This window comes from Pseudarthrobacter sp. 902506025 (assembly GCF_040702325.1).
Lineage (GTDB): Bacteria > Actinomycetota > Actinomycetes > Actinomycetales > Micrococcaceae > Arthrobacter.
This window is the reverse complement of sequence record NZ_JBFBKW010000008.1, coordinates 110086-133122: the sequence shown is the minus strand read 5'-3', so window position 1 is coordinate 133122 and position 23037 is coordinate 110086. Positions and strand designations below refer to the sequence as shown.

Genomic DNA, 23037 nt, shown 5'->3' with positions numbered 1-23037 from the left:
ACGTGCAGAAAATAACGGCCCGGGCGCTTGAACGCGCCCGGGCCCTTACGTCTCAGTAACGATAGTGCTCCGGCTTGTAAGGGCCGGCCACATCGATGTCCAGGTACTCCGCCTGGTCCTTGCTCAGCTCGGTGAGCTCCACGCCCAGGGCTTCCAGGTGCAGCCGCGCCACCTTTTCATCCAGGACCTTGGGCAGGACGTAGACCTTGTTCTCATACTCGTGCTGGTCCCGTTTGGTCCACAGCTCGATCTGGGCAATGGTCTGGTTGGCGAAGGAGTTGCTCATGACGAAGGACGGGTGGCCCGTGGCGTTGCCGAGGTTGAGCAGACGGCCTTCGGACAGGACAATGATGGACCGTTCGGTGGCGGTGCCTTCGTCGAAGACCCACTCGTGGACCTGCGGCTTGATTTCGACCTTTTTGACGCCCGGGATGCGTCCCAGCCCGGCAATGTCGATTTCGTTGTCGAAGTGGCCGATGTTGCCCACGATGGCCTTGTTCTTCATGCCGGCCATGTGCTCGGCCAGGATGACGTCCTTGTTGCCCGTGGTGGTGATGAAGATGTCGCCCTGCGCCAGGACGGATTCCAGCTTGGCCACCTGGTAGCCGTCCATGGCTGCCTGCAGCGCGCAGATGGGGTCGATCTCGGTGACGATCACGCGCGAACCCTGGCCGCGGAGGGCCTCGGCGGCGCCCTTGCCCACGTCGCCATAGCCGCATACGACGGCTACCTTGCCGCCCATGAGCACATCCGTGGCCCGGTTGATGCCGTCGGGCAGGGAGTGGCGGATGCCGTACTTGTTGTCGAACTTGCTCTTGGTCACGGAGTCGTTGACGTTGATGGCGGGGAAGAGCAGCTTGCCCTGGTCAGCCAGCTGGTAAAGGCGGTGGACGCCGGTGGTGGTTTCCTCGCTGACGCCCCTGATCGTGGCAGCGGTCCGGGTCCACTTCTTCGCGTCCGCGGCCAGGGAACGGCGCAGCACGTCGAGGAAGATGCCGTATTCCTCCGAATCCTCGGGATCCGCGGAGGGAACGTTGCCAACGGCTTCGAACTCGACACCCTTGTGCACCAGCATGGTGGCGTCGCCGCCGTCGTCCAGGATCATGTTGGGACCGAGCTCGGGGTTGGTCTCAGCTCCGGGCCAGGTGAGGATCTGCTCGGCCGTCCACCAGTATTCCTCAAGGGTTTCGCCCTTCCAGGCGAACACCGGCACGCCCTGCGGATCCTCAACGGTGCCCTTGCCTACCACCACAGCCGCGGCGGCTTCGTCCTGGGTGGAGAAGATGTTGCAGGAGGCCCAGCGGACCTCGGCGCCCAGTGCCGTGAGGGTTTCGATCAGCACGGCGGTCTGCACCGTCATGTGCAGGGAACCGGCAATGCGGGCGCCCTTGAGCGGCTGGGTGGGGCCGAACTCCTCGCGGAGGGACATCAGGCCGGGCATTTCGTGCTCGGCCAGGCGGATCTGGTGCCGCCCGGCTTCCGCCAGGGAGATGTCGGCAACTTTGTAGTCAAAAGTCATGGGTGGTCCTTTGCTTGGTCCGGGTCCTGGTCCAGTCCCCGTGCTGCTGTTTCTGTGCGTGCGGAGGCAGGTGAACTAGTGCCCTGCCGCAGCGGGATCGTGCTGGTCGGAACCTGCCGAGGCTGCTGCAGCCAGCAGCTCCGGAGGCAGCAGCAAAGGGATCCCGTCCTCGATGGCGTACCGGTTCCTGACGCCCGTATCCCCGGCGGCGGTGGCCACCAGCTCCTCCCCCTCCTGGACCAGGGGCGAGCCGGTCACGGGGCAACGCAGGACGGACAACAGCTCGGGACTGATCTTTGGCATTTGTTCATGCTCCCTGGCGGGCGCGCTCGCGCCGGTAGCGGAAAAGATGTGCAGCTTCCAGCCTACCGCCAGATGGGGCTCAGGAAGGTTCCCGGAGGACCCGCAGGTGCCCCCGACGTGCGCCTTCGGTGCCGGCCGGAGCTTCCAGGGCGGAATGGTGTGCCCGCTGGGCAGGCGCCTGGGGCTCCGGAGGGAGGGCTGCTGCGTCGCGAACAGCGTTGGCCAGCGCCAGCAGGTCATCGGGTCCAGGCTGCTGCGGGGTGGACGGCATGGCAAGGCGCAGCACCTCCCAGCCGCGGGGCACCGTCAAAGAATCAGCGTGCTGCTCGCAGAGGTCGTAGCAGTGCGGTTCGGCATAGGTGGCGAGCGGACCCAGGACGGCGGTGGAGTCCGCGTACACGTACGTCAGGGTGGCTACCGCCGACTGGCGGCAGGCAGACCTTGAACATTGACGGATAGCTCCCACGACATCACAGACTACCCCTTCGGCACCCAAAACCCGTGCATTGCGGGCAGGGCCCGACGCGCCCCCGGAGCAGAGGGGATGTATCGCGTAAATGCTCCCCCGGGTTTACAGTCGATGTATGCAGTCATCGAACCATGAATCAGGTTTTTCGGTCCGGTTGGCTGGCCCGGATGCCCCCGCGGCATCGGGCGTGGAAACCGCCGGCAGGAGCTTCTCCAGGCGGCGCCGGAACCGGCACGGCCGCGGCCTCCGCGGCGAGGTGATGCTGCCCACCCATCCCGGATACCGCACGCGCGCCGACCGCTTCGACGACATGGTGCTGGACTCAGCCCAGCGGCTGCACGACATCTGGGGCAAGACCCTGGACGGCGTACGGTTTGGCGTGGATGAAATCCCGCCGGACCTCGAGCAGCTGGCGGCGAATGCGTCCACGCCACCTATGGGCTCCTACACCCCCGCCGCAGGCGAGGACGGACCCATGATTACGGTGTACCGGCGCGTGGTGGAACAGGCGTGCTCCAGCGTCGAAGAGCTGCAGGACCTGGTCCACGACGTGGTGGTCGAACACACGGCGGAAATGCTTGGCGTGGCACCGGAGACCCTGGATCCCGTGTACCGCCGCCGCTACTGAACCGGCCCCACGCAGAACCCGGACCTCTGCCCCGGCCTTAGCAGCCGGGGCCGCCTTAGTAGCCCAGTGTGACCGGCACCGTTTCCTGGCCGGCAGCAGCAGCCAGGAAGGCCAGGGAGGAAACATCGTTGCGGCCATCCTGCCCCACGAGCACCGCTCCATAGGCGGCGTCACCGGAGGCGGAGACCACATAGCCAACGACGTCCGCGCCCTCGGCCTGGGCAGGAATGCTGATGGAGGCCGTGGTGCCGCCCGCTATGTCGGCGGAGGCCGCGGCACGCACCTTTCCGTCAGCCGTGATGGGGGCATAGGTAATGGTGGCCCTGGTATCCAGGACCCCGAACACCAGCTGGCGCTGGCCGCCCTTGGGGACGGGAACCACGTGCTGGCTGCCGAGCCGCACTGCCGATGCCGCCCACGCCACATCCGAGGCTTGTCCCGCCTGGAGCCCGCGGCTCATCCGTGCGGCGGCGAGGAAGGAGACGTCGGATGAGGCGGCAACCGTGTACTGCCCGGCGGGAACCCCGGCCAGCGACACCTCGGTGGTTGAACCGGCTTTTGCGGTGATGACCCCGCCGGAGGGAAGCGCGTGCTGGCCGTCCCGTCCGTACAGCTTGATTTCCACCACAGCATCGGAGGCGCCGGGAACGGTCAGTTCGAGGGCCGGCCCGGCGTCACGGTAGCCGGGCTGTGCCGTCAGGGCAGCGAGTCCGGCGGGGTCCTGGATGTCCACTCCTGTCATCACCTGGCGGACCGCGGGGGCAGTCCCGGGGCTGATGTAGTCCACCCCGCCCGGGGTAAGGCCGCGCAGGAAGCTTTGCTGGATGGAGGCTGCAACCGGTCCACCGGCGCTGCGGACGTGCACGCTGAGCTGGGACTCGTTGGGTGCGAGGCCGGCGAGGACTACGCTGCGTGTGGTGCCGGGTGCCACCAGCAGGCCCCGGCTGCCGGGCGCCTGGATTTGGCCGCCCGAACCGAACAGTTCAAGGCTCACCGTGGCTGGTGTGCTGGAGGCATTGGTCAGCGCGAGGATGGAGGTGCGGCCAACGGTGGTGCTGGCACCCGCCAGCCATTGGTCGTTCGAGGGTTGCACGCAGGTAGCCGCAGCACTGCCCTGCAGGTCGCCGTCGGTGGCCGTGTATTTCATGGCGCCCGCGGCGGACGCATTCTGGTTTGCCACGGCGTTGGCGCTCAGGACGTTCACCTGGTCCACGGTGCGGTCCGCCACCACTGCGGCACGGAGCTCCTGGGGGGCTCCGGGGGTGGGCGCCGGACCCGGGTCCTTGGCGATGTCGACGGCGGCTGTCCCATCCAGGTGCGCCAGCCGGCTCCCCGGCAACACACCTCCGGCGCTGAGCACTGCCGCACTCACCCGGGTTGCCGCAGTGGCCGACTCGGGCCGGAACTGGGCATCGGTGCCGGCCTCGGTGCCCTCCAGCAGCCGTGCAGGGCCCGGGCACACGCCGAGGCTGGCCCCCGCGGGAACAGCGGCTTCGGCCGCCGGTACCGTCCGGCTGGAGGCGGGCTCGGGCATCAGCGATCCGGCGGCCACTACAGCTCCGCCGCCGGCAAGAATCAGGACGCCTGCCGCCACTCCGGCGACGGAAGCGGCACGGCCTTTCCCGCCCGGCATGCGCGTGGAGCCGCGGCCGGACGGTTTCCGGCCCTGCCCGGCTCCGGTTTCCGCTACGGCAGGCTCAACGGCGGAAGCGGGTTTCCCTGCCGGTGCCGGCTGTTCAGCGGGCAGCGACGGTTCGGCAGCATCCGGTGCGCCGGCGCCTGCCCCCGCCTTGGCAGCCGGTGGGGTGTGCTCATGCATGTTGGTGTTCCTTACGCAGGGAGCCCTCGTCCCGTGAGAGGCCGGTCCGCGGCCGCCGGGCGGGCATGGGGATTGCGAGGATGACGGTGAGCCCTATCACCACGATTTGGCCGGCAGCAGCCCAGAACGACCACGGGTTCTCGTAGCGGACCGTCAACTGGCCGGCGGTTGCGGGGAGGGTGAAGGCCTGCGCCCAGCCGGAGGTGGTGGAGGTCAGCTTGCGCCCGTCGAGCCAGGCGCTCCACCCGGGATCCGCCCGCTCGGCAAGCACTGCCAGGCGGCCTTCGGGCCCCGCGGGGACAGCCGCATCGACGTCGTCGGTGCCGGAAGCGACCAGCGCTGTGGCCGAACCGCCGGCGTCAACAATACGGACACGGTGGGCCACGTCGGCAGCCTGGAGGTTCCGCTGGTTCAGCGGGCTGATCCGCCACAGCCAGCCGACGTCGGTCTGCCCCACGGCCACCAGGCCGGGGACTGCGTCCATCCGGCTTGCGGTCAACTGGGCTGCGGTATCCGCGGAGCGGAGCACCACGAAGCCAACACCGAGCTGTTCGAGGTCGGAACGGGGATCCACGCCCTGCCCCGCAACCATGGTGGCGACAACGCGTCGGACGGCTGCGGTGACATCGTCGTCGTCGCGCACTTTTTCAGCACCGGGGGCACCGATGATGTTTCGGGCTGAGGCGATGGCGGAGAGGCTGTCCAGCGTGGTGCCGGACCCGCGCATCAGCGATGCGCTGAAGGTGCCGTCGTCTCCGGTGCTGAGCAGGAGGGTGCGCGTCTGTTCCGGACCGGTTCCGCGGTCGATGGCGGTGGCGGGAAGGGAGCGTCCGGTCGCGGCCTCGACCAGTCGCGCAGCACCCAGCGCTCCCCCGTCCCCGGACGCCGCCGCGGATGGAGCGGGTGGGCCTGCCTGGGCTGCGGGTGCGGCAGTGGTGGCCGGACGCAGCAGGTTCTGCGCGGACCAGGCGGCCATGCCTGCCAACGGCCCGGCCAGCAGTACCACCAGGCCGAGCGCCAGGACGGTGCGGGCCGCCGTCGCGGTCTTCGCGCCATCGCCGGAGGCCCGGTCGGCCGCGGACAGCAGTTGTTCGGCACCGAGGAGGGCGGCTGCCAGGAGGGCAAAGGATGCGGCGGACACTGAGGGTCCGGGGAATGGCGTCACCATGACATCAGCGCTCAGCCCGGTGGCAACGTGGCCTGCCAGCCATCCACCGGCCAGGGCAATGATGGACCCGGTCCAGAACCATCTGGCTGTCCGGGCGCGGCGTCCGGCGCTGAAGAGTCCCACAATGGCAAGGATCACCACCGGCCCTGCAATGAGCACGGCCAGCAGCAGGGCCCAGGGCACGGTCCCGCCCGTGAAGACCGCCAGTCCCTGGAGGCCGCCGGCGGGGTCGAATGACAGGGGCTGGCCCAGGATCTGCTGCCACAGCGGAGCGGCGTCGAATCCCAGTGGGAGTCCCGGGTCGGCCAGGAGTGCACGCGGCCTGTCGAGTGTGGACAGGGCAAAGGGGACAAACAGGGCTGCGCTGGGCAGCAGCGCCCACCACACTGTCCGTCCGCGCCGTCCCAGCAGGAGGCCGCACAGCACAATGACCACGGTAGCGGGGATGAGTAGGGAGGGGGCCGACGCGGTGGTGACCGCCAGCGCCAGGCCGGCAGCTGCGGCCGCTGTCCACGACGGCACTCCGTTGATGCCCGCCTTGGCCGGGAGTTGCTCGCCAGCCGGATAGATGGACGCCGCGGTGGCGCTGAACCGTCCGTGTCCAACGGCCGATCCCGTAGCGCGCAGCAGACCCAGGACCACCAGCGGCAGCATGATGTGCGCGATCAACGCCCCTGCCCGGCCCTGGTTCAGCGCGGCCTGGAGCGCCGGTGCGGCAGCCCAGAAGATCGCGGCCGCGAAACGGAGCCGGCGGCGTTCGGTCACCCCGCCCGCGGCGAACCACGCGGTGAGTCCGGACAGCGGGGCACCGAGCAGAAGCAGCCAGGCCATGGCGGCGTTGGCATCGCCTCCGCCGGCGAGGCCGATGACCCACAGGACATAGTCGAAGGGATCGCCGCGGCCGGGAAGGCCCGCACCCAGGCTGATCCACCAGCTGTTGGCGTTGTGCCAGATGTCCCCCAGCCCCGCAGACACGGGGATCAGGGCGCCGCCGGTGACAGCCTGGGCCCGGAACAGTCCTGCCAGCGCCAGCAGCGAGGCCACTGATGCCATGATGACGGCGGCCAGGGCACCGTTGCCCACCCAGCCGCGCTTGCTGGTGGCGAGGGCGGCGAAGTCGTCCGCGGCGTCGCCGGTGGGCTGGTGCGCGAGCGGATCCTGCACGAGGTGGTCGGCGCCCGACCCGTCGGATCCCAGCGCCTCCATCAAGGACCGGCGGTGGCTCCACACCTCACGGCGCGGAGTCTGGAGCTTGCGGATGACGGAGCGGCGGATGCGCCGCGTACGTTTGGCTGCCCGCCGGGCCTTGGCCACGGCCCTGGGCCGGCCCAGGGCGGCGGACGTGGCAACAAGCTGGGAGATGCCGTGGCCGGGGTCTTTGACCACGATGCTCAGGACCAGCTTGAAGAGGCTGCCGAGCAATGCGCCGAGGCCATGGATGGGAACCATCCACAGCGGACTGTGCTTCAGGCGCAGGTGGACCTGCGCCTTGCGGGCTGCGGACGGGTTGCCCAGGGCGTGCGGCCGGTGCGCCACATGGAACATTCTGGCGGCGGGCACCACCACCACGCGGTGTCCTGCCAGGCGGTTCCGCCAGCAGAAGTCGACGTCGTCGCCGCTGCCCGGGAGGGCGGGATCGAAACCGCCCAGGTGTTCCCAGACGTCGCGGCGGACCAGCATGCCGGCGGAATTCACGGCGAAGGTGTCGGTGCGTCCGTCGTACTGGCCCTGGTCCATCTCATCGGCGTCGATGAGGGTAAGCCGCTCGGCCCACCTGCTGGTGGAAAGGCCCACGTCCATGAGTTTCCGCGGGGAATGCCAGTCCAGTTGCTTGCAGCCGGCAACAGTCACCGAGGGTGCGCGCTCCACGGCGCCCAGAAGTTCCGCGAGGGCTTCGGGCGCGGGCGCGGCGTCGTCGTGCAGCAGCCAGATCCACTCCGTGCGGCCACCGTCAGCGTTTCCGTCGAAGGGCACCAGCGCTGAAAGCGCGGCGGAGACGGCGGCACCCATGCCGCCTTTGCCCCGGGGTTGGCTGACAACGGCGGCGTCGCCCAGGGCCTCCCTGAGGAGGCTGCAGGAATCGTCGCCGGAGCCGGCGTCGACGCCAACGGTACGGTCAGCCGGGCGGGTTTGGGCCGCCAGGGCTGAAAGGGTTCTGGGCAGATAGGCACTGCCGTTGTGGGCAACCACAACGGCAGTGACATGGACATCCTGAAGAATTAGATTGCTCGCTTCCTTAGCCGCCGGCGCTCACGCTCGGAAAGGCCTCCCCAGATACCGAACCGTTCATCATTGGCCAACGCGTACTCAAGGCACTGGGACCTCACGTTGCAGGCGCCGCACACCTTCTTGGCATCGCGGGTGGAGCCGCCCTTTTCGGGGAAGAAGGCTTCCGGATCCGTCTGTGCGCACAGAGCGTCCGTCTGCCAGCCCAGTTCACCTTCGTCGTCGAAGTCCTGTTGGAGCGGCAGCCCGATCCAGACCGGCTGGGCCGTCCCGGCGGCAGCAATTTCCATGGGCGGATCGAGGTCGTCTTCCGGCTCCGCGCCGCCGTCCAGGAGGGCTTCATGCGCTGCAAGGAACGCCGTAGCCTGGTCTTCGAGGACGCTGGTGGAATTCCTGTTGTACCGCTCCGCAGCATCAGGATCGGCGGGATCCACGTACCAATCGCTGGGCACCCCCCGCGCACGGTACTTTGCCGTTGCCTGACCGGCCACGACGGCATCTTCCTGGATACGCTCTGCTTGCCCCACGGCGACCCTCCTGATGTTTCAGCCACTGCCTGGATACGTGGACACTCGGTTGTGTGCCGGTATTTACGCAATTGCTTTAGTTACCTAATTACACGTGTGTAACTAGGGCTAGTCAAGCCGTTGCCGGGATAATAGACAGTCCCGCTTCAGAAGTTTGCGCACGCCACGCCCGGGATTTTTCCCGGCCCCGGCGTGGCGTGGACGGCAGCCCGGCCTCCAGGGCCTAAAACCCCTCAAAAACACAAGGCTGGCGGGGAAAATACCCGGTCTTCGCTGAAATAGCAAGCACGCTTAGCAACCATAGTGATTAACATCACTTAAGGCTGCGTGCGAAGAAAAGGCAGCTGCCGCCGGATGACCGGGGCAAACCGGAGTGGCAGGATGAACCCATGAACACAACCCCCGCAATCGACCTGATGGGCACCCTTCGCTCGGGCAACTCCACGGCCCCACGCCTCACGTGGTACGGCCCAGACTCGGAGCGGGTGGAATTGTCCGGACGGGTCCTGGACAACTGGGTGGCAAAGACCAGCAACCTGCTGCAGGACGAACTGGATGCGGAGCCGGGCATGCGGCTGCGGCTTGCCCTTCCGGCGCACTGGAAAGCCATGGTGTGGGCGCTGGCCGGCTGGCAGCTTGGCCTGGAAACAGTATTCGACGGCAGCCCGGCCGACTTCCTCGCCACAGACGATCCCACTGCGGCGACCGGGCAGCACGACGCTGTCATCGCCGTGGCGCTCCCCGCACTCGCCATGCGGTGGGCCGGCGGTCTTCCCGCGGGTTGGATCGACTACGCGGCCGAAGTGCGTTCCCACGGGGACGTGTTCATGCCGCACACCGATCCGGATCCGGCAGACTGCGCCCTCCGGACCGCCGACGGGAATGCCATCCCCCACCGGGACTTGTTGACCGGTTTTGCCCTGCAGCATGAGGAGGGCGCCAGGGTTCATATCCCCGCAGACCGGGGACTCGAATCAGCGTTGTCCAGTGCGCTGGGTGCCTGGCTGCGGGACGGGTCGGTGGTGCTGACCCATCCCGAGGTGGCCCTCACTGACAAACTGCGCGCGGACGAACGCATCCACGGCAGCTAGCAGTGCTGAACGCTAGGCCTGCGGGCCGCCGTCGGCGGAAGTGGGCGCCGGACGCTCCGCCGCGCGTGCGGGCTCGCGGTGCGGGTGGGCTTCGATGATTTCGTGGTCGTGGGAGAATTCCGGCTCCTGGTCCAGTTCCTGGTTGAAGACCAGGAACCGGTACGCGAAGAAGCGGACAACCGTGGCCACCAGGATGCCGGCCACACCCGCCAGGAACAGCAGGTTCTTGTCGTCGATTCCCATCCAGTACTTGGCCAGTGCCGTAAACCCGGTGGAGATGCCGATGCCAATGCCGTTGATGATGACGAACATGATGAACTCGCGGAGCACGTTGGCCTGCCGGCGGTGCCGGAAGGTCCAGAAGCGGTTTGCCACCCACGAGAAGACCGTGGCAACGGTCGCGCCCACAAATCGCGCCTTCGCCTCGCTGTCCGACATGGGGCCGTGCATCAGGTAATAGGTCAGGCCGTTGTCAATGACGAACGCCACACCGCCCACCGCACCGAACTTGGCCACCTCGCGCCAGAAGAGTGAGGCGAGCCCCCGGATACGATCTGCAAGTGCACTAAACATGACCCTCCATGGCCGCGACGAACTGTGGGCCACTCGGCCAAAGGTCCATTTTAGCCCCCAAAGCTTTGAGCCGCCCCGCAGAAGCAGGTGACCTATGTCCTGCCCGTGGAAAATACCGTTCACCCGCCGGGACGTAAAAGCGGGATCGGGCCCGTCTTCGGTAGGCTGGCAGATGTGACTTTTCCAGTGATAGGCGTGGTTGGCGGCGGCCAGCTCGCGCGAATGATGGCCCCTGCCGCTACAGCACTCGGCTTTGAACTGCGTGTCCTCGCCGAAGGCGAGGACGTTTCGGCAGTGTCGGCCGTCCCCGCCACACCGGTGGGCGATTACAAGGACCTGCAGACACTCCTGGACTTCGCAGAAGGCCTGGATGTCATGACGTTCGACCACGAGCACGTGCCGACGGACCACCTCCGCGCCCTGCAGGATGCCGGAGTCAACGTCCAGCCCGGACCGGATGCCCTGGTCCATGCCCAGGACAAGCTGGTCATGCGGGCCGCCATCGACCGGCTGGAACTGCCCAATCCCGCGTGGGCGTCCGTGGCGGACGTTGACGCGCTGGTCCGCTTCGGCGACGAAACAGGCTGGCCCGTAGTGCTGAAAACCCCCCGCGGCGGCTACGACGGCAAGGGTGTGCGGATCGTCGCCTCAGCGGAAGAGGCCGCGGAAGCCGCCGACTGGTTTGCCGCCATGAGTCCCCTGCTGGCCGAGGCGAAGGTCGAGTTCACCCGCGAACTTTCCGCGCTCGTGGCCCGCACCCCCGATGGCGAGGCCCGCGCGTGGCCCGTGGTCCACACCATCCAGGTGGACGGCGTCTGCGACGAGGTGATCGCACCCGCGCTGGACATCCCGCTGGAGGTTGCTGCCGCAGCTGAGGACGCAGCATTGCGCATCGCCGCCGAGCTTGACGTCACCGGCGTCCTTGCCGTGGAACTGTTCGAAACCCCGGGTACGGGGGCCGGCTTCCTGATCAACGAACTGGCCATGCGCCCGCACAACACCGGCCACTGGACCCAGGACGGTTCCATCACCAGCCAGTTCGAACAGCACCTCCGCGCGGTCCTGAACCTGCCGTTGGGTGCCACCGACGCGCTGGCACCCGTGACTGTGATGAAGAACTTCCTGGGCGGAGACAACCAGGATCTGTACTCCGCCTACCCCATGGCGCTGGCCACCGAACCCGCTGCCAAGGTGCACTGCTACGGCAAGTCGGTGCGGCCCGGGCGCAAGATCGGCCACGTCAACCTGATGGGCAGTTCGACGACGGAGGTGGACTCCGTCCGCCGCCGGGCCACGGCCGTGGCGGGCATCATCCGCGACGGGCGGGTTACCACCGAAGAACCTTCCGCAATTTTCGAGGAGAACGCATGAGCGCCGAAGCCACCCCCGCCGCCGGTTCCGCCGCGGGCCCCCTGGTGGGCCTGGTCATGGGCTCCGACTCTGACTGGCCGGTCATGGAGGCTGCGGCGGACGCCCTGGCCGAATTCGGCATCCCATTTGAAGCGGACGTCGTCTCCGCCCACCGGATGCCCACCGAGATGATCCGGTACGGCCAAACCGCGCACGAGCGCGGGCTGCGCGTCATCATCGCCGGTGCCGGCGGCGCGGCCCACCTGCCGGGCATGCTTGCCAGTGTCACGCCCCTGCCGGTGATCGGGGTTCCCGTTCCCCTGAAAACCCTCGACGGGATGGACTCCCTGCTCTCCATCGTCCAGATGCCGGCAGGCGTGCCCGTGGCCACGGTCTCCATCGCCGGTGCCCGCAACGCAGGGCTCCTGGCCGTGCGGATGCTGGCGTCCGGCACCGATGAACTTGCCGCGTCCCTGCGCTCCGATCTCCTCGACTTCGCCGCGGACCTGAACGCCGTCGCCACCCGCAAGGGCGCGAACCTGCGGCAGAAAGTCAGCGAAGTCTTCCCCGGCGGCTCCAGCGCCCTTCGGGGCAGCCGTTAGGGCGCCGGGCATGGCCAGCAGCAGCAGCGTTCTCAATACCGGCCCCGGTCCGTCACTGACGGACCCGGTCCGCTATCCGGTCAGCGCTTCTCCCGCGGTCAGGACCAAGCGTGCCTTCGTCCTGGTCCTGCTGACCCTCCTGGTACCGGGCAGCGCCCAACTCGTGGCAGGCGACAGGAAGCTGGGACGGACTGCCCTGCGGGTAACGCTCTGTGTGTGGGCACTCCTGCTGCTGGCAGTGGTTCTCTTGCTGGTCAACCGGAGCCTGGTCATCAGCATCGCCACCAACCCGGTCACCTCGCTGCTGCTGGTGGTGGTGATGTCGGCGCTGGCCCTCGGCTGGGCCCTCCTGTTCCTGAATACCCTGCGCCTCATCCGCCCTGTCCTGCTGGCGCCGCGGGCCCGCCCCGCCGTCGGCATAGCCTTGGTGGTGGCCCTGGTCCTGGGCAGTGGCTCCATGGGGTATGCCGCCTACCTGCTGAACGTAGGCCGCAACGCCATCGGCAACATCTTTTCGTCCGGTCCCGCCATCGAGCCGGTGGACGGGCGCTACAACTTCCTCATGATGGGCGGCGACGCCGGCGATGACCGCACGGGCCGCCGGCCGGACAGCCTGTCGATCCTGAGCGTGGACGCCCAAACGGGCCAGACCGCCATTATTTCCGTCCCCAGGAACTTCCAGAACGCGCAGTTCAGCGAAGACTCCCCCATGCGGGCCCTCTACCCCGACGGCTACGACTGCGGCGACGAGTGCCTGATCAACGCCATCAACACCGAGGTCACCAATGAGCACGCGGACCTCTATCCCGGTGTGGCGGACCCCGGAGCGCAGGCAACCATGGAGGCCGTTTCCGGAACGCTGGGCATGAAAATCCAGGCTTACGTGCTCGTTGACATGGAGGGGTTCTCCACCCTGATCGACGCCATGGGCGGCATCCGGATCAAGGCCGGCGGCTGGGTTCCCATGAGCGGCTACTTCGACGAGGCCACCAAGACCCACGGGATGCCCCTCGGGTGGATTCCGGCCGGAGACCAGACGCTCAACGGCGCCCAGGCCCTCTGGTACGGACGCTCGCGCGAGTACGTGGACGACTACTCCCGCATCCAGCGCCAGCAGTGCGTGCAGCAGGCAATGCTGAAACAGCTTGACCCCGCCACCCTGCTGTCCAAGTTCGAGGACATCGCCGGCGCGGGAACCAAGGTGGTGGAATCAAACATCTCTTCCGCCCAGCTGGGCAGTTTCCTGGACCTCGCGATCAAGGCGCGAGGCAAGGACGTCAAACGGCTGACCATCGGCCCTCCGGACTTCGATGCGTCGTTCTCCACGAACCCCGACTTCGACCAGATCCACGAACGGGTGGACCAGCTGCTGGCATCCGCATCCGCCAAGGGTGCACAGTCGGCAGGAATTCCCGACGACGGCACGGCAGTTCCGCAGGCAGGCGCCGGACACGTCCAGGCGGCCGGGGCTGTCCCCGCCACCCTGCCCGCCGCGGGCAGCGCTGCCCGGCAGCCCTCGCCGTCGGACTTCACGCCGGTGACCACCACACCCGACGGCGAGCCGATCACCGAAGAGATGCTGACCCAACTCAAGCTGGAGGGCAACGAAGAGGCCATCCGCCAACTCGTGGCCACCAACGGTCAGTGCGCCCCGCTCTAGGGCCCACCCATCAGCTCCCACCCATCAAGGAACGGAACGGTTTTGTACGAGATTGACAACGTCCTGCGGGACTACGCCTGGGGTTCGACGACGGCGATCGCGTCGCTGCTGGGCCGTCCCGAGTCGGGGCGCCCGGAGGCTGAACTGTGGATCGGCGCGCACCCTGACTCGCCGTCCGTGGCGCACCTGCCGGAGGACGGGACCCGGAGCCCACTGGATTTCCTGATCTCCTCCGACCCCGAACATTTCCTGGGCGCGGAATCTGTGGCGGCCTTTGGCCCCCGGCTGCCGTTCCTGGCCAAGATCCTTGCGGCCGCGCAGCCGCTCTCCCTGCAGGTCCACCCGAGCCTGGACCAGGCCCGGGAAGGATTCGCCCGGGAAAACGCAGCCGGGCTGGATGCCCATGCTCCCAACCGGAACTACAAGGATGACAACCACAAGCCCGAGATGATCTTCGCGCTCACGCCGTTCGAGGCATTGTGCGGATTCCGGCCGGCGGCCGAGACCCGGAAGATCCTGCATCACGTTGCGGCTGCCTTCCCCGCGGGCGGCCAGTCCCCGGAGCTGGTCCAGGCCCTGATCGAGGATCTTGCCGCCCCGGATGAAAGCGCAGGACTGCGCCGGGCTTTTGAACGGCTGATCGCCGGCGGCCAGGGCGTGGCAGAGGACACCGCCCTGGTGGTGGCAGCCCTCCTGTCCGGGGCACCGCTTGAGCCCTACCAGGCCGAGCTGGGCACTGTCATCAGCCTCAACGAAAAGTATCCCGGTGATCCCGGCGTGCTGATCTCACTGCTGCTGAACCGGATCTCCCTGAAGCCCGGTGAGGCGGTCTACCTTCCCGCCGGAAACGTGCACGCCTACCTGCACGGGCTGGGCGTGGAGGTCATGGCGTCCTCCGACAACGTCCTGCGCGGCGGCCTGACGCCCAAATTCGTGGACGTCCCGGAACTCCTGAACACCATCGATTTCCATCCTGTAGCTGTTCCGATGCTCGGCGCGGAAAGGACGGTGATGGACCAGGAACTGTTCCGTCCCCCGTTCGGGGAGTTCCAGCTGCAGCGCATCGAACTAGGGCCGGACGCCGCTCCGGTCCCGCTGGCGCAGGCAGGCGCGGCAGTGGTCATTGTGGTGGCCGGCGCCGTCTACCTCGACTCCCCCAAGGGCGACCTGGAACTCGCACAGGGCGGCAGCGCGTTCATCGCCGCGGCCGAGGCACCGGTCAACGTCCACCGGGTAGCCGGCAGCACCGGGCCTGCGCTGGCCTTCGCCGTGACCACCGGTCTCTAGCACTTCCGGCAGCCCGCAACAGCAAAAGGGCGGCTGCGGCACTTTCGTAGGTGCCGCGGCCGCCTTTTTTGGCCTTGCCCGGGTTAGGCCCTGCGGCTAGCTGCCCGGACGCAGTTTCCGGACCAACGGGCGGACCTGCCCGGCGGCCCCTTTCAGCAGCCGGCGCGCCTGCTGGAGGCCCTTGCGGGCGAGCGGCATGGCCTTCGAGTAGGCGGGGTAGAACGGCGACAGCGGCCTTTCCCACGTTCCCATGAGCATGTTCTCGTGCTTGGCGAACTGCTTCTTGAAATCGGAAATGCCGTCGTTCAGGAGGCCGTTGAAGTCGTAGCGGCTGCAACCGTCTTCCCGCATGGCCTGCAGCGCGGCCCACTTCACGCCGTAGTTCACCCGCTGCTTCTGGCCTTCGGCGGAGACGCCGCCGTAGAGCTCGAAGGCGGTGGCGCCGCTGCGCGAAAGCCAGGTGAAGGCAAGCATCTGCTCGCCATCGAACGCGGCGATGATCGGTGAGGAGTCGCCGAGGTTCCGGAAGATGTCCCGGTAGTACTGGTCCTCGTGGATGCCGAAGCCTGCCCGCTCGGCAGTCTGGTGGTAGATGGCCAGCACCTGGTCCAGCTCGGAATCGTTTTTGACCTTGCGGAATTCAACGTCGCTGCGCATGGCCTTGCGGATGTTGGCCCGCGTGGACTTGGACATCTCGGCCATCAGCTCGTCGTCGGAGCGGCTGAGGTCCAGGATGAGCGTGCGCGGAATGAGGACGGTGTTGGTCGATTCGCGGAAGCCCGCGGCGGCCACGGCACCGGTGAATGCGGAATCCCGGTCCCAGTCCGGTTCGATGCTGAGGGCCACGCCCCGGTGGCAGAGGGCGGCGTGCTCGGCCAGCCGGTTCAGGACCACCTGCGCGTTCTCCACTGAGCACATGGGTCCCCGCGGAATGTAGACCAGGGCACGGAAGGGGACGGGCAGCCGGCGGACCAGGAGCTGGGCACAGCCGATAGTTTCGTCCCCGGCCTTGACCAGGACCCGGTCAACGGCCCAGCCGTGGGCGGCCTTGGTCTCGCCCCAGCCCCACAGCTGTTGCGGATGCCCCTGGAACCGGTCAACGTGCTCGTCCCAGAGGGCGCGGTCAGTACAGGGCACAACAGCAGGAATCATGGCTTAAACCCTATACCAAGGCCTTAACGCCAAAGCCCCCGGCGAGTGTGTGGCGCACCGGGGGCTTTGCAGTCAGCAGGACCTGGCGGTCAGTTCTTGCGGGCGTAGCCTTCCCACTTGCTGGCCTGGTGCTCGCCCTCCACGAAACGGATGGTTCCGGACTTGGAACGCATCACGATGGACTGGGTGAGGACCTTGTCCTTGGAGTAGCGCACGCCCTTGAGCAGGTCGCCGTCCGTGATGCCGGTGGCGGCGAAGTAGCAGTTGTCGCTGGAAACGAGGTCGTTGGTGGAAAGCACCCGTTCGAGATCGTGCCCGGCGTCGATGGCCTTCTGCTTCTCTTCGTCGCTGGTGGGCCACAGGCGGCCCTGGATGACGCCGCCCAGGGACTTGATGGCACAGGCTGCCACGATGCCCTCAGGGGTGCCGCCGATGCCCATGAGCGCGTCCACGCCGGTGCCGGAGCGGGCCGCGGCAATGGCGCCGGCGACGTCGCCGTCCATGATGAATTTGGTGCGGGCACCGGCTTCGCGGATCTCCTCCACCAGCGGGCGGTGGCGGTCGCGGTCGAGGATCATGACGTTGAGCTGGTTGACTTTCACGCCCTTGGCCTTGGCGATCAGGTGCAGGTTCTGCTTGACCGGCAGGCGCAGGTCCACCATGTCTGCGGCCTCGGGGCCGGTGACGAGCTTTTCCATGTAGAACACGGCGGAGGGATCAAACATGGAGCCACGCTCGGCAACAGCCAGGACGGCCAGCGCGTTGTTGATGCCCAGGGCGGTCAGGCGGGTTCCGTCGATCGGGTCGACGGCGACGTCCACCTCGGGGCCGGTGCCGTCGCCAACGCGCTCACCGTTGAACAGCATGGGCGCTTCGTCCTTCTCGCCCTCGCCGATGACCACGACGCCGTTGAAGTGGACGGTCTGCAGGAAGGAACGCATGGCGTCGACGGCGGCGCCGTCGGCGGTGTTCTTGTCACCGAAGCCAACCCAGTGGCCGCCGGCGATGGCCGCGGCTTCGGTGACGCGGACAAGTTCAAGGGCAAGGTTGCGGTCCGGCTCGTCGTGGCCCACCGCAAGGGACGGCGAAATCGTGGAGTACTTCTGGGTCATGGACGCTGGTGACACGTGAACCTCTTCTTCGAGTGGCGATCATTGAACCCGCCCGCCGGTGCAGCAGAACGGTGATTCCTCTGTTATCGATCATAGTCGTGGCGCCGCGCTGGGGGTGGCCCGTGACGCAACCCCGAAATGTGCCTGGCCGCCGGCCGGGGCCCGCGGACCAGCCCGAATGGAACTCCGGCTCCGGGATGGGCGACTATAGAGGGGTGAATGACATGCAGGAAGCCACCAGTCCCAGCTCCGGCCCGGCACAGCCCGATGGCCGTCCCGGCGCCGCGGGCAACAGTGCCGGCACCCCGGTGAAGCCCGTCATTCCGGCGGCCGCGGCCAAGCGCGCCAATGCTTCGGTGATCGGCATGATCATTGCCCTGGTGCTCAGCATCGCGGCGTTCCTGCCCGTTGTCCTCATGAATCCGCAGCCCAAGAGCGAGGGGTACCGCCCGGACATCGATGTGGCGTCGGTGGCCCGGAACGCCGCAGATGTGGCGGGATTCACACCCGTGGCACCGGACACCGGCAACGCCTTCCGGGCAAATTACGCCCGGTGGGAAGCGGGGACAGGCAGCGGGGTGCCTACCTGGGAGGTCGGCTACGTGACTCCCAAGACATCCTTCATCGCTTTGGTGCAGACCACGCAGGCCAACCCCACCTGGCTGCTCCAGCAGACCAAGAACGCTCCCGTTACCGGCTCGCGGAATGCCGGTGGCCGGGATTGGGAACTGCGGGACACCGGCAAGGGCGAAAAGTCGATGGTCCTGAACTACCGCGGCAGCACCGTTGTCCTCTCCGGCGCAGCGCAGCTGGAGGAATTCTCAACCCTCGCGGCCGCCGTCGTCACTTCTCTTGACGCCAACCCCGCCGTCACAGTTTCCCCTTCCGCCACTGCCGCGCCTTAACGTAGTAAGCATGGCTACTAACCTGACCCCTGCACTGGCCTGGCGCCGCCTGCGCGAAGGCAACGAACGTTTCGTAAACGGCGAATCCTCCCATCCCAACCAGAACGCTTCACGGCGCTCAGAACTGGTCGAGACGCAAAATCCCTTCGCCGTTATCTTCGGCTGCTCCGACTCCCGGCTCGCTGCCGAAATTATCTTCGACGTCGGCCTGGGCGACGTCTTCGTGGTCCGCACCGCCGGACAGGTGATTGACGACGCCGTCCTGGGCTCCCTGGAATACAGCGTCGCGGTGCTGGGGGTGCCGCTGATCGTGGTCCTTGGGCACGACAGCTGCGGCGCCGTAACCGCCACCCGGGACGCCGTGGAGACCGGTGAAATGCCCGCAGGCTTCATCCGCGACCTCGTGGAACGCATTACGCCTTCCGTCCTGACGTCCCTGCGGAACAACCAGCCCGAGGTCAACGACATGGTGGTGGAGAACGTCAAGCAGATGTCCCATCGCCTTGCGGACAGCTCGCGTGTGATTTCCACCGCAATCGAGGAGGGCCGGACCGCGGTCATCGGCCTGTCGTACCGTCTGGCAGAAGGCCGCGCCGACCTTGTTTCCGGAATCGGCGAGCTCTAGGAACCCTGCGCCGGCGGCCCAGCGGACCGCCGGCGATGCTCCCTTAACGGTTTTCGATGGGGCGCCCGGGAGCCATAAGCTAGCCCCATGACTTCCACTGAAGAGTTCCGCATTGAACATGACACGATGGGCGAAGTCCGCGTCCCCGTGAACGCACTGTACCGCGCGCAGACGCAGCGGGCAGTAGAGAATTTCCCCATCTCCGGCAAGACCCTGGAGCGCACCCACATCGAGGCGCTGGCACGGGTCAAGAAGGCTGCCGCCCAGGCCAACGCAGAACTGGGCGTGCTCGACGGCGAGCTGGCCAAGGCGATTGCCGATGCTGCCGATGAGGTGGCTGCCGGCAAGTACGACGGCGACTTCCCGATCGACGTTTTCCAGACCGGCTCCGGCACGTCCTCGAACATGAACACCAACGAGGTCCTGGCAGAGCTGGCCACGCGTGCGCTGAAGGCCGCAGGCAGCGACAAGGTGGTCCACCCCAACGACCACGTCAACGCCTCGCAGTCCTCCAACGACGTGTTCCCCACGTCCGTGCACGTTGCCGCCACGTCCGCCCTGATCAACGACCTCATTCCCGCCCTGGGCTACCTGGCAGAGTCGCTGGAACGCAAGGCCGTTGAGTTCAAGGACGTCGTCAAGTCCGGCCGCACCCACCTCATGGACGCCACCCCGGTCACCCTGGGCCAGGAATTCGGCGGCTACGCGGCGCAGGTCCGCTACGGCATCGAGCGCATCAACGCCTCGCTCCCCCGCGTGGCTGAGGTGCCCCTGGGAGGCACCGCCGTGGGCACCGGCATCAACACCCCCGCCGGCTTCCCCGAGCGCGTCATCGAGCTGCTCGCCACGGACACCGGCCTGCCGCTGACCGAAGCCCGCGACCACTTCGAGGCCCAGGCCAACCGCGACGGCCTGATTGAAGCGTCCAGCCAGCTGCGCAACATCGCCATCTCGTTCATGAAGATCAACAACGACCTCCGCTGGATGGGTTCGGGCCCCAACACGGGCCTCGGCGAAATCGCCATCCCCGACCTGCAGCCCGGCTCCTCGATCATGCCCGGCAAGGTGAACCCGGTCATCTGCGAGGCCTCCATCATGGTGGCCGCCCAGGTCATCGGCAACGACACCGCCATCGCCTGGTCCGGCACCAACGGCGCCTTCGAACTCAACGTGGGCATCCCCGTCATGGCCGCCAACCTGCTGGAGTCCATCCGCCTGCTGGCCAACACCAGCCGCGTCATGGCGGACAAGATGATCGACGGCATCACCGCCAACGTGGAGCGCGCCCGCTTCCTGGCCGAGGCTTCCCCGTCCATCGTCACCCCGCTGAACAAGTACATCGGCTACGAGAACGCCGCCAAGATCGCCAAGACCGCCGTCAAGGAGGGCCTGACCATCCGCCAGGCCACCGAGAAGCTCGGCTTCGTCGGCGAGGGCGACGGCAAGGTCTCCGAAGCTGATCTCGACAAGGCCCTGGACGTCACCACCATGACGGCCCCGGCCCACAAGGCCTGACAAGCCAAACAAGGCCCAACAGGCCAAAACGTCCGGCGGCCGGCACCTTTCGCACGAAAGGCGCCGGCCGCCGTCGTACTTTAAGGCAACTGCAGGTCGGCAACTGAAGTTTGCACTCCAGATGCTTTAGTGCAAAAATTTACTTTGTGACTGATAGTGCAACTTCTGACGGCCTGCGTGAGCGCAAGCGCGCAGCCACCCGCGGCGCCATCACCTCGGCTGCCCGGACCCTGACGGCTGAACGCGGACTCAACGGATATACCGTGGAGGAAGTGTGCGAGGCCGCGGGCATCTCCCGCCGGACCTTCTTCAACTACTTCCCCACCAAGGAAGACGCCATCATCGGCCACGCGGACGACGACATCCCGTCCGACATCATCGAGGAGTTCGTTGCCGGCGGAGCCGGATCACCGGCAGGACAGATCTCCCCCACCCTCTTCCGGGACCTGGTGACACTCTCCCTGCGCCTGGCCGAGGACATGTCGGCCTCGGAGGAAGACACCCGGCAGCTCATCGGGGTGGTCCGCAAGGAACCGCAGCTCATCCTCAGGATCATCGGCGTCACGGAGCAGCGCGAGGCCCAGTTCGCCCGGGACGTTGCCCGGCGTGAAGGAGTAGCCGCCGACCACCCGGTGGTGCAGATGGCCGTGGTGCTGCTCAGCACCATCGCCCGCAAGAGCAGCATGGCCTACTTCTCCGACGGCAACACCCGCAGCTACCCGGACCTGCTGCTGGAGAACATTTCCGCCGCCAGCGTCCTGTTTTCACAACCGTTCAACACCCCTGACACCACCGCAGCAGAAGGACAATCATGAGTACCGCCACCACCACGGCGCCGGCAGGGCCCCTGCTGTTGACGCAAAAACGCATCTGGATCATCTTCTCCGCGCTGATCGCCGGAATGCTGCTCTCCAGCCTGGACCAGACCATCGTCTCCACGGCCATGCCCACCATCGTGGGCAAGCTTGGCGGCGTGGAGCACCAGGCCTGGATCACCACCGCATACCTCCTGGCCACCACCATCGTGATGCCGATCTACGGCAAGTTCGGTGACATCCTGGGCCGACGCAACCTCTTCCTCGTGGCCATCGCGCTCTTCACGCTCGCGTCGGTGGGCTGCGCCCTGGCCACCGATTTCTGGGGATTCGTCATCTTCCGCGCCATCCAGGGCCTGGGCGGCGGCGGGCTCATGATCCTCTCCCAGGCGATCATCGCCGACATCGTTCCCGCCAAGGAGCGCGGCAAGTACATGGGTCCGCTCGGTGCCATCTTCGGCCTCTCGGCCGTGGCCGGCCCGCTGCTGGGCGGCTTCTTCGTGGACCACCTCACCTGGGAATGGGCCTTCTACATCAACATCCCGGTTGGCCTGGCCGCCTTCGCCATCGCCTGGTTCGCCCTGACCCTGCCCAACAAGAAGGCGGAAAAGCGGATCGACATCCTTGGCGTCGTCCTGCTGTCCGCCGCCACCACGTGCCTGATCTTCTTCACCGACTTCGGCGGCAAGAAGGACCAGGGCTGGGATTCGCCCCTCACCTGGGCCTTTGGAGTGGGCCTGCTCGTGTCCGCGGCCGCCTTCATCATGGTTGAGCGGCGCGCCGAGGACCCCATCATCCCGCTGAGCCTGTTCCGGAACCGGATCTTCATCAACGCCACGGCCATCGGCTTCACCCTGGGCCTGGGCATGTTCTCCGCCATCGCATTCGTCCCCACGTTCCTGCAGATGTCCTCCGGCACGTCCGCCGCGGAATCCGGCCTCCTCATGCTCCCCATGATGGCCGGCCTCATGGGCACCTCCATCTACTCCGGCATCCGGATCTCCAAGACCGGAAAGTACAGGATGTTCCCCATCCTGGGCGCCGTCTTCACCATGGCCGCCATGCTCTGGATGACCACCCTTGCCGCCAGCACCCCCATCTGGGTCATCTGCCTGCAGCTGTTCGTCTTCGGCGCCGGCCTGGGCCTGATCATGCAAGTGGTGGTCCTGGTGGTCCAGAACTCCGTACCGGCCGACCAAATCGGCACCGCCACCAGCACCAACAACTACTTCCGCGAAGTGGGAGCCGCCATGGGCGTGGCCGTGTTCGGCTCGATCTTCACCACCCGGTTGTCCGAGGCCCTCACCAGCGCGTTCACCGGCGCTGGCGCCTCCGCCGAGCAGGCCGGGCAGTCCACCCGGACCCTGGATCCGCAGGCACTCAGCCAACTCCCGGAACAGCTGCGCGACGCCATCGTGAACGCCTACGCCGATTCCCTGGCGCCCGTGTTCTGGTACCTGCTCCCCTTCATCGCCGTGGCCCTGCTGCTGGCCCTCACGCTGAAGCAGATCCCGCTGTCCGACACCGCCGGTATGGTGGCCCGCGGTGAGGCCGTGGGCGGCGAGGAGGCAGAGCGGCTCGCCGCCGGGCTTCCCGCCGCCGCTGCCGGGAACGTGGACGCCGGACGTGGCGTGGCCAGTGTGAAGGACGACGACGGCGAGCTGGTTTCCCAAGGCCGCTGACGGCCGTCG

At 67.2% G+C, this 23037-nt stretch carries 20 protein-coding genes; 11 read left to right on the top strand and 9 right to left on the bottom strand.

The window, feature by feature from the left end; genetic code table 11:
• Positions 1–52: 52 nt before the first annotated feature.
• The 3 genes from ahcY to AB0280_RS15195 form a co-directional block, all read right to left on the bottom strand.
• Positions 53–1519: an adenosylhomocysteinase gene (gene ahcY, locus AB0280_RS15205; RefSeq protein ID WP_307488548.1), complete on the bottom strand. Its 1467-nt coding sequence runs from the start codon at positions 1517–1519 to the stop codon at positions 53–55.
• 75 nt (positions 1520–1594) lie between these two features.
• On the bottom strand, positions 1595–1822 hold the full coding sequence (locus AB0280_RS15200; RefSeq protein WP_159632512.1) for a Trm112 family protein: 228 nt from the start codon (positions 1820–1822) through the stop codon (positions 1595–1597).
• Between the two features lie 79 nt (positions 1823–1901).
• Complete coding sequence (locus AB0280_RS15195) at positions 1902–2288, bottom strand: DUF3499 domain-containing protein (RefSeq protein WP_159632513.1); 387 nt, start codon at positions 2286–2288, stop codon at positions 1902–1904.
• A 118-nt stretch (positions 2289–2406) separates the two neighbouring features.
• Here AB0280_RS15195 and AB0280_RS15190 point away from each other — a divergent pair, with 118 nt between their 5' ends.
• On the top strand, positions 2407–2919 hold the full coding sequence (locus AB0280_RS15190; RefSeq protein WP_307488549.1) for a metallopeptidase family protein: 513 nt from the start codon (positions 2407–2409) through the stop codon (positions 2917–2919).
• 55 nt (positions 2920–2974) lie between these two features.
• Here AB0280_RS15190 and AB0280_RS15185 read toward each other — a convergent pair whose 3' ends face one another.
• Genes AB0280_RS15185 through AB0280_RS15175 form a run of 3 tightly spaced genes read right to left on the bottom strand, consistent with a single transcriptional unit; the run spans position 2975 to position 8659 of the window.
• The gene (locus AB0280_RS15185) at positions 2975–4738 is read right to left on the bottom strand and encodes a DUF5719 family protein (protein WP_275180407.1); all 1764 of its coding nucleotides are present in this window, start codon (positions 4736–4738) and stop codon (positions 2975–2977) included.
• A complete protein-coding gene (locus AB0280_RS15180) occupies positions 4731–8096 on the bottom strand; it encodes a glycosyltransferase family 2 protein (protein WP_370871748.1) in 3366 nt (1121 codons plus the stop codon). Before AB0280_RS15180 ends, AB0280_RS15185 begins: the two co-directional genes overlap by 8 nt.
• 29 nt (positions 8097–8125) lie before the next feature.
• A complete protein-coding gene (locus AB0280_RS15175; protein ID WP_159632517.1) occupies positions 8126–8659 on the bottom strand; it encodes a WhiB family transcriptional regulator in 534 nt (177 codons plus the stop codon).
• Positions 8660–9048: 389 nt separating this feature from the next.
• On the opposite strand from AB0280_RS15175, the gene AB0280_RS15170 reads away from it, so the two are divergent.
• Positions 9049–9750 (top strand): TIGR03089 family protein, encoded by a 702-nt coding sequence (locus AB0280_RS15170; protein WP_307488550.1) that lies wholly within the window; start codon positions 9049–9051, stop codon positions 9748–9750.
• Positions 9751–9762: 12 nt separating this feature from the next.
• On the opposite strand, the gene AB0280_RS15165 is transcribed toward AB0280_RS15170, so the two are convergent.
• Positions 9763–10323: a GtrA family protein gene (locus tag AB0280_RS15165; RefSeq protein ID WP_159632519.1), complete on the bottom strand. Its 561-nt coding sequence runs from the start codon at positions 10321–10323 to the stop codon at positions 9763–9765.
• A gap of 174 nt (positions 10324–10497) precedes the next feature.
• Here AB0280_RS15165 and AB0280_RS15160 point away from each other — a divergent pair, with 174 nt between their 5' ends.
• The 4 genes from AB0280_RS15160 to manA are packed head-to-tail and all read left to right on the top strand — an operon-like array spanning position 10498 to position 15222.
• Entirely contained in the window at positions 10498–11694 is a 1197-nt protein-coding gene (locus tag AB0280_RS15160; RefSeq protein ID WP_224025459.1) for a 5-(carboxyamino)imidazole ribonucleotide synthase, read from the top strand.
• Entirely contained in the window at positions 11691–12275 is a 585-nt protein-coding gene (gene purE, locus AB0280_RS15155) for a 5-(carboxyamino)imidazole ribonucleotide mutase (RefSeq protein WP_159632521.1), read from the top strand. The genes AB0280_RS15160 and purE overlap by 4 nt, the downstream gene beginning before the upstream one ends.
• 10 nt (positions 12276–12285) lie before the next feature.
• Positions 12286–13935: an LCP family protein gene (locus tag AB0280_RS15150; protein WP_307488551.1), complete on the top strand. Its 1650-nt coding sequence runs from the start codon at positions 12286–12288 to the stop codon at positions 13933–13935.
• A 42-nt stretch (positions 13936–13977) separates the two neighbouring features.
• Positions 13978–15222, top strand: coding sequence for a mannose-6-phosphate isomerase, class I (gene manA, locus AB0280_RS15145; protein WP_224025457.1), 1245 nt, complete (start codon positions 13978–13980; stop codon positions 15220–15222).
• 96 nt (positions 15223–15318) lie between these two features.
• On the opposite strand, the gene AB0280_RS15140 is transcribed toward manA, so the two are convergent.
• Positions 15319–16374, bottom strand: a complete 1056-nt coding sequence (locus tag AB0280_RS15140) for a lipid II:glycine glycyltransferase FemX (RefSeq protein WP_307488552.1) — start codon at positions 16372–16374, stop codon at positions 15319–15321.
• An 89-nt stretch (positions 16375–16463) separates the two neighbouring features.
• Positions 16464–17486 carry a class II fructose-bisphosphatase gene (gene glpX / locus AB0280_RS15135; RefSeq protein ID WP_200830737.1) on the bottom strand — a complete coding sequence of 341 codons (1023 nt, stop codon included), beginning with the start codon at positions 17484–17486 and terminating at the stop codon, positions 16464–16466.
• 224 nt (positions 17487–17710) lie between these two features.
• Between glpX and AB0280_RS15130 the strand changes: the two genes are divergently transcribed.
• From AB0280_RS15130 to AB0280_RS15110, 5 genes are all read left to right on the top strand, one after another.
• Positions 17711–18391 carry a DUF4245 domain-containing protein gene (locus AB0280_RS15130; protein ID WP_224027291.1) on the top strand — a complete coding sequence of 227 codons (681 nt, stop codon included), beginning with the start codon at positions 17711–17713 and terminating at the stop codon, positions 18389–18391.
• A 10-nt stretch (positions 18392–18401) separates the two neighbouring features.
• On the top strand, positions 18402–19016 hold the full coding sequence (locus AB0280_RS15125; protein ID WP_159632526.1) for a carbonic anhydrase: 615 nt from the start codon (positions 18402–18404) through the stop codon (positions 19014–19016).
• 87 nt (positions 19017–19103) lie between these two features.
• Positions 19104–20531 (top strand): class II fumarate hydratase, encoded by a 1428-nt coding sequence (locus AB0280_RS15120; RefSeq protein WP_159632527.1) that lies wholly within the window; start codon positions 19104–19106, stop codon positions 20529–20531.
• Positions 20532–20677: 146 nt separating this feature from the next.
• Entirely contained in the window at positions 20678–21346 is a 669-nt protein-coding gene (locus tag AB0280_RS15115) for a TetR/AcrR family transcriptional regulator (protein ID WP_366367697.1), read from the top strand.
• Positions 21343–23028: an MDR family MFS transporter gene (locus AB0280_RS15110; RefSeq protein WP_307488554.1), complete on the top strand. Its 1686-nt coding sequence runs from the start codon at positions 21343–21345 to the stop codon at positions 23026–23028. The genes AB0280_RS15115 and AB0280_RS15110 overlap by 4 nt, the downstream gene beginning before the upstream one ends.
• Positions 23029–23037 lie beyond the last annotated feature (9 nt).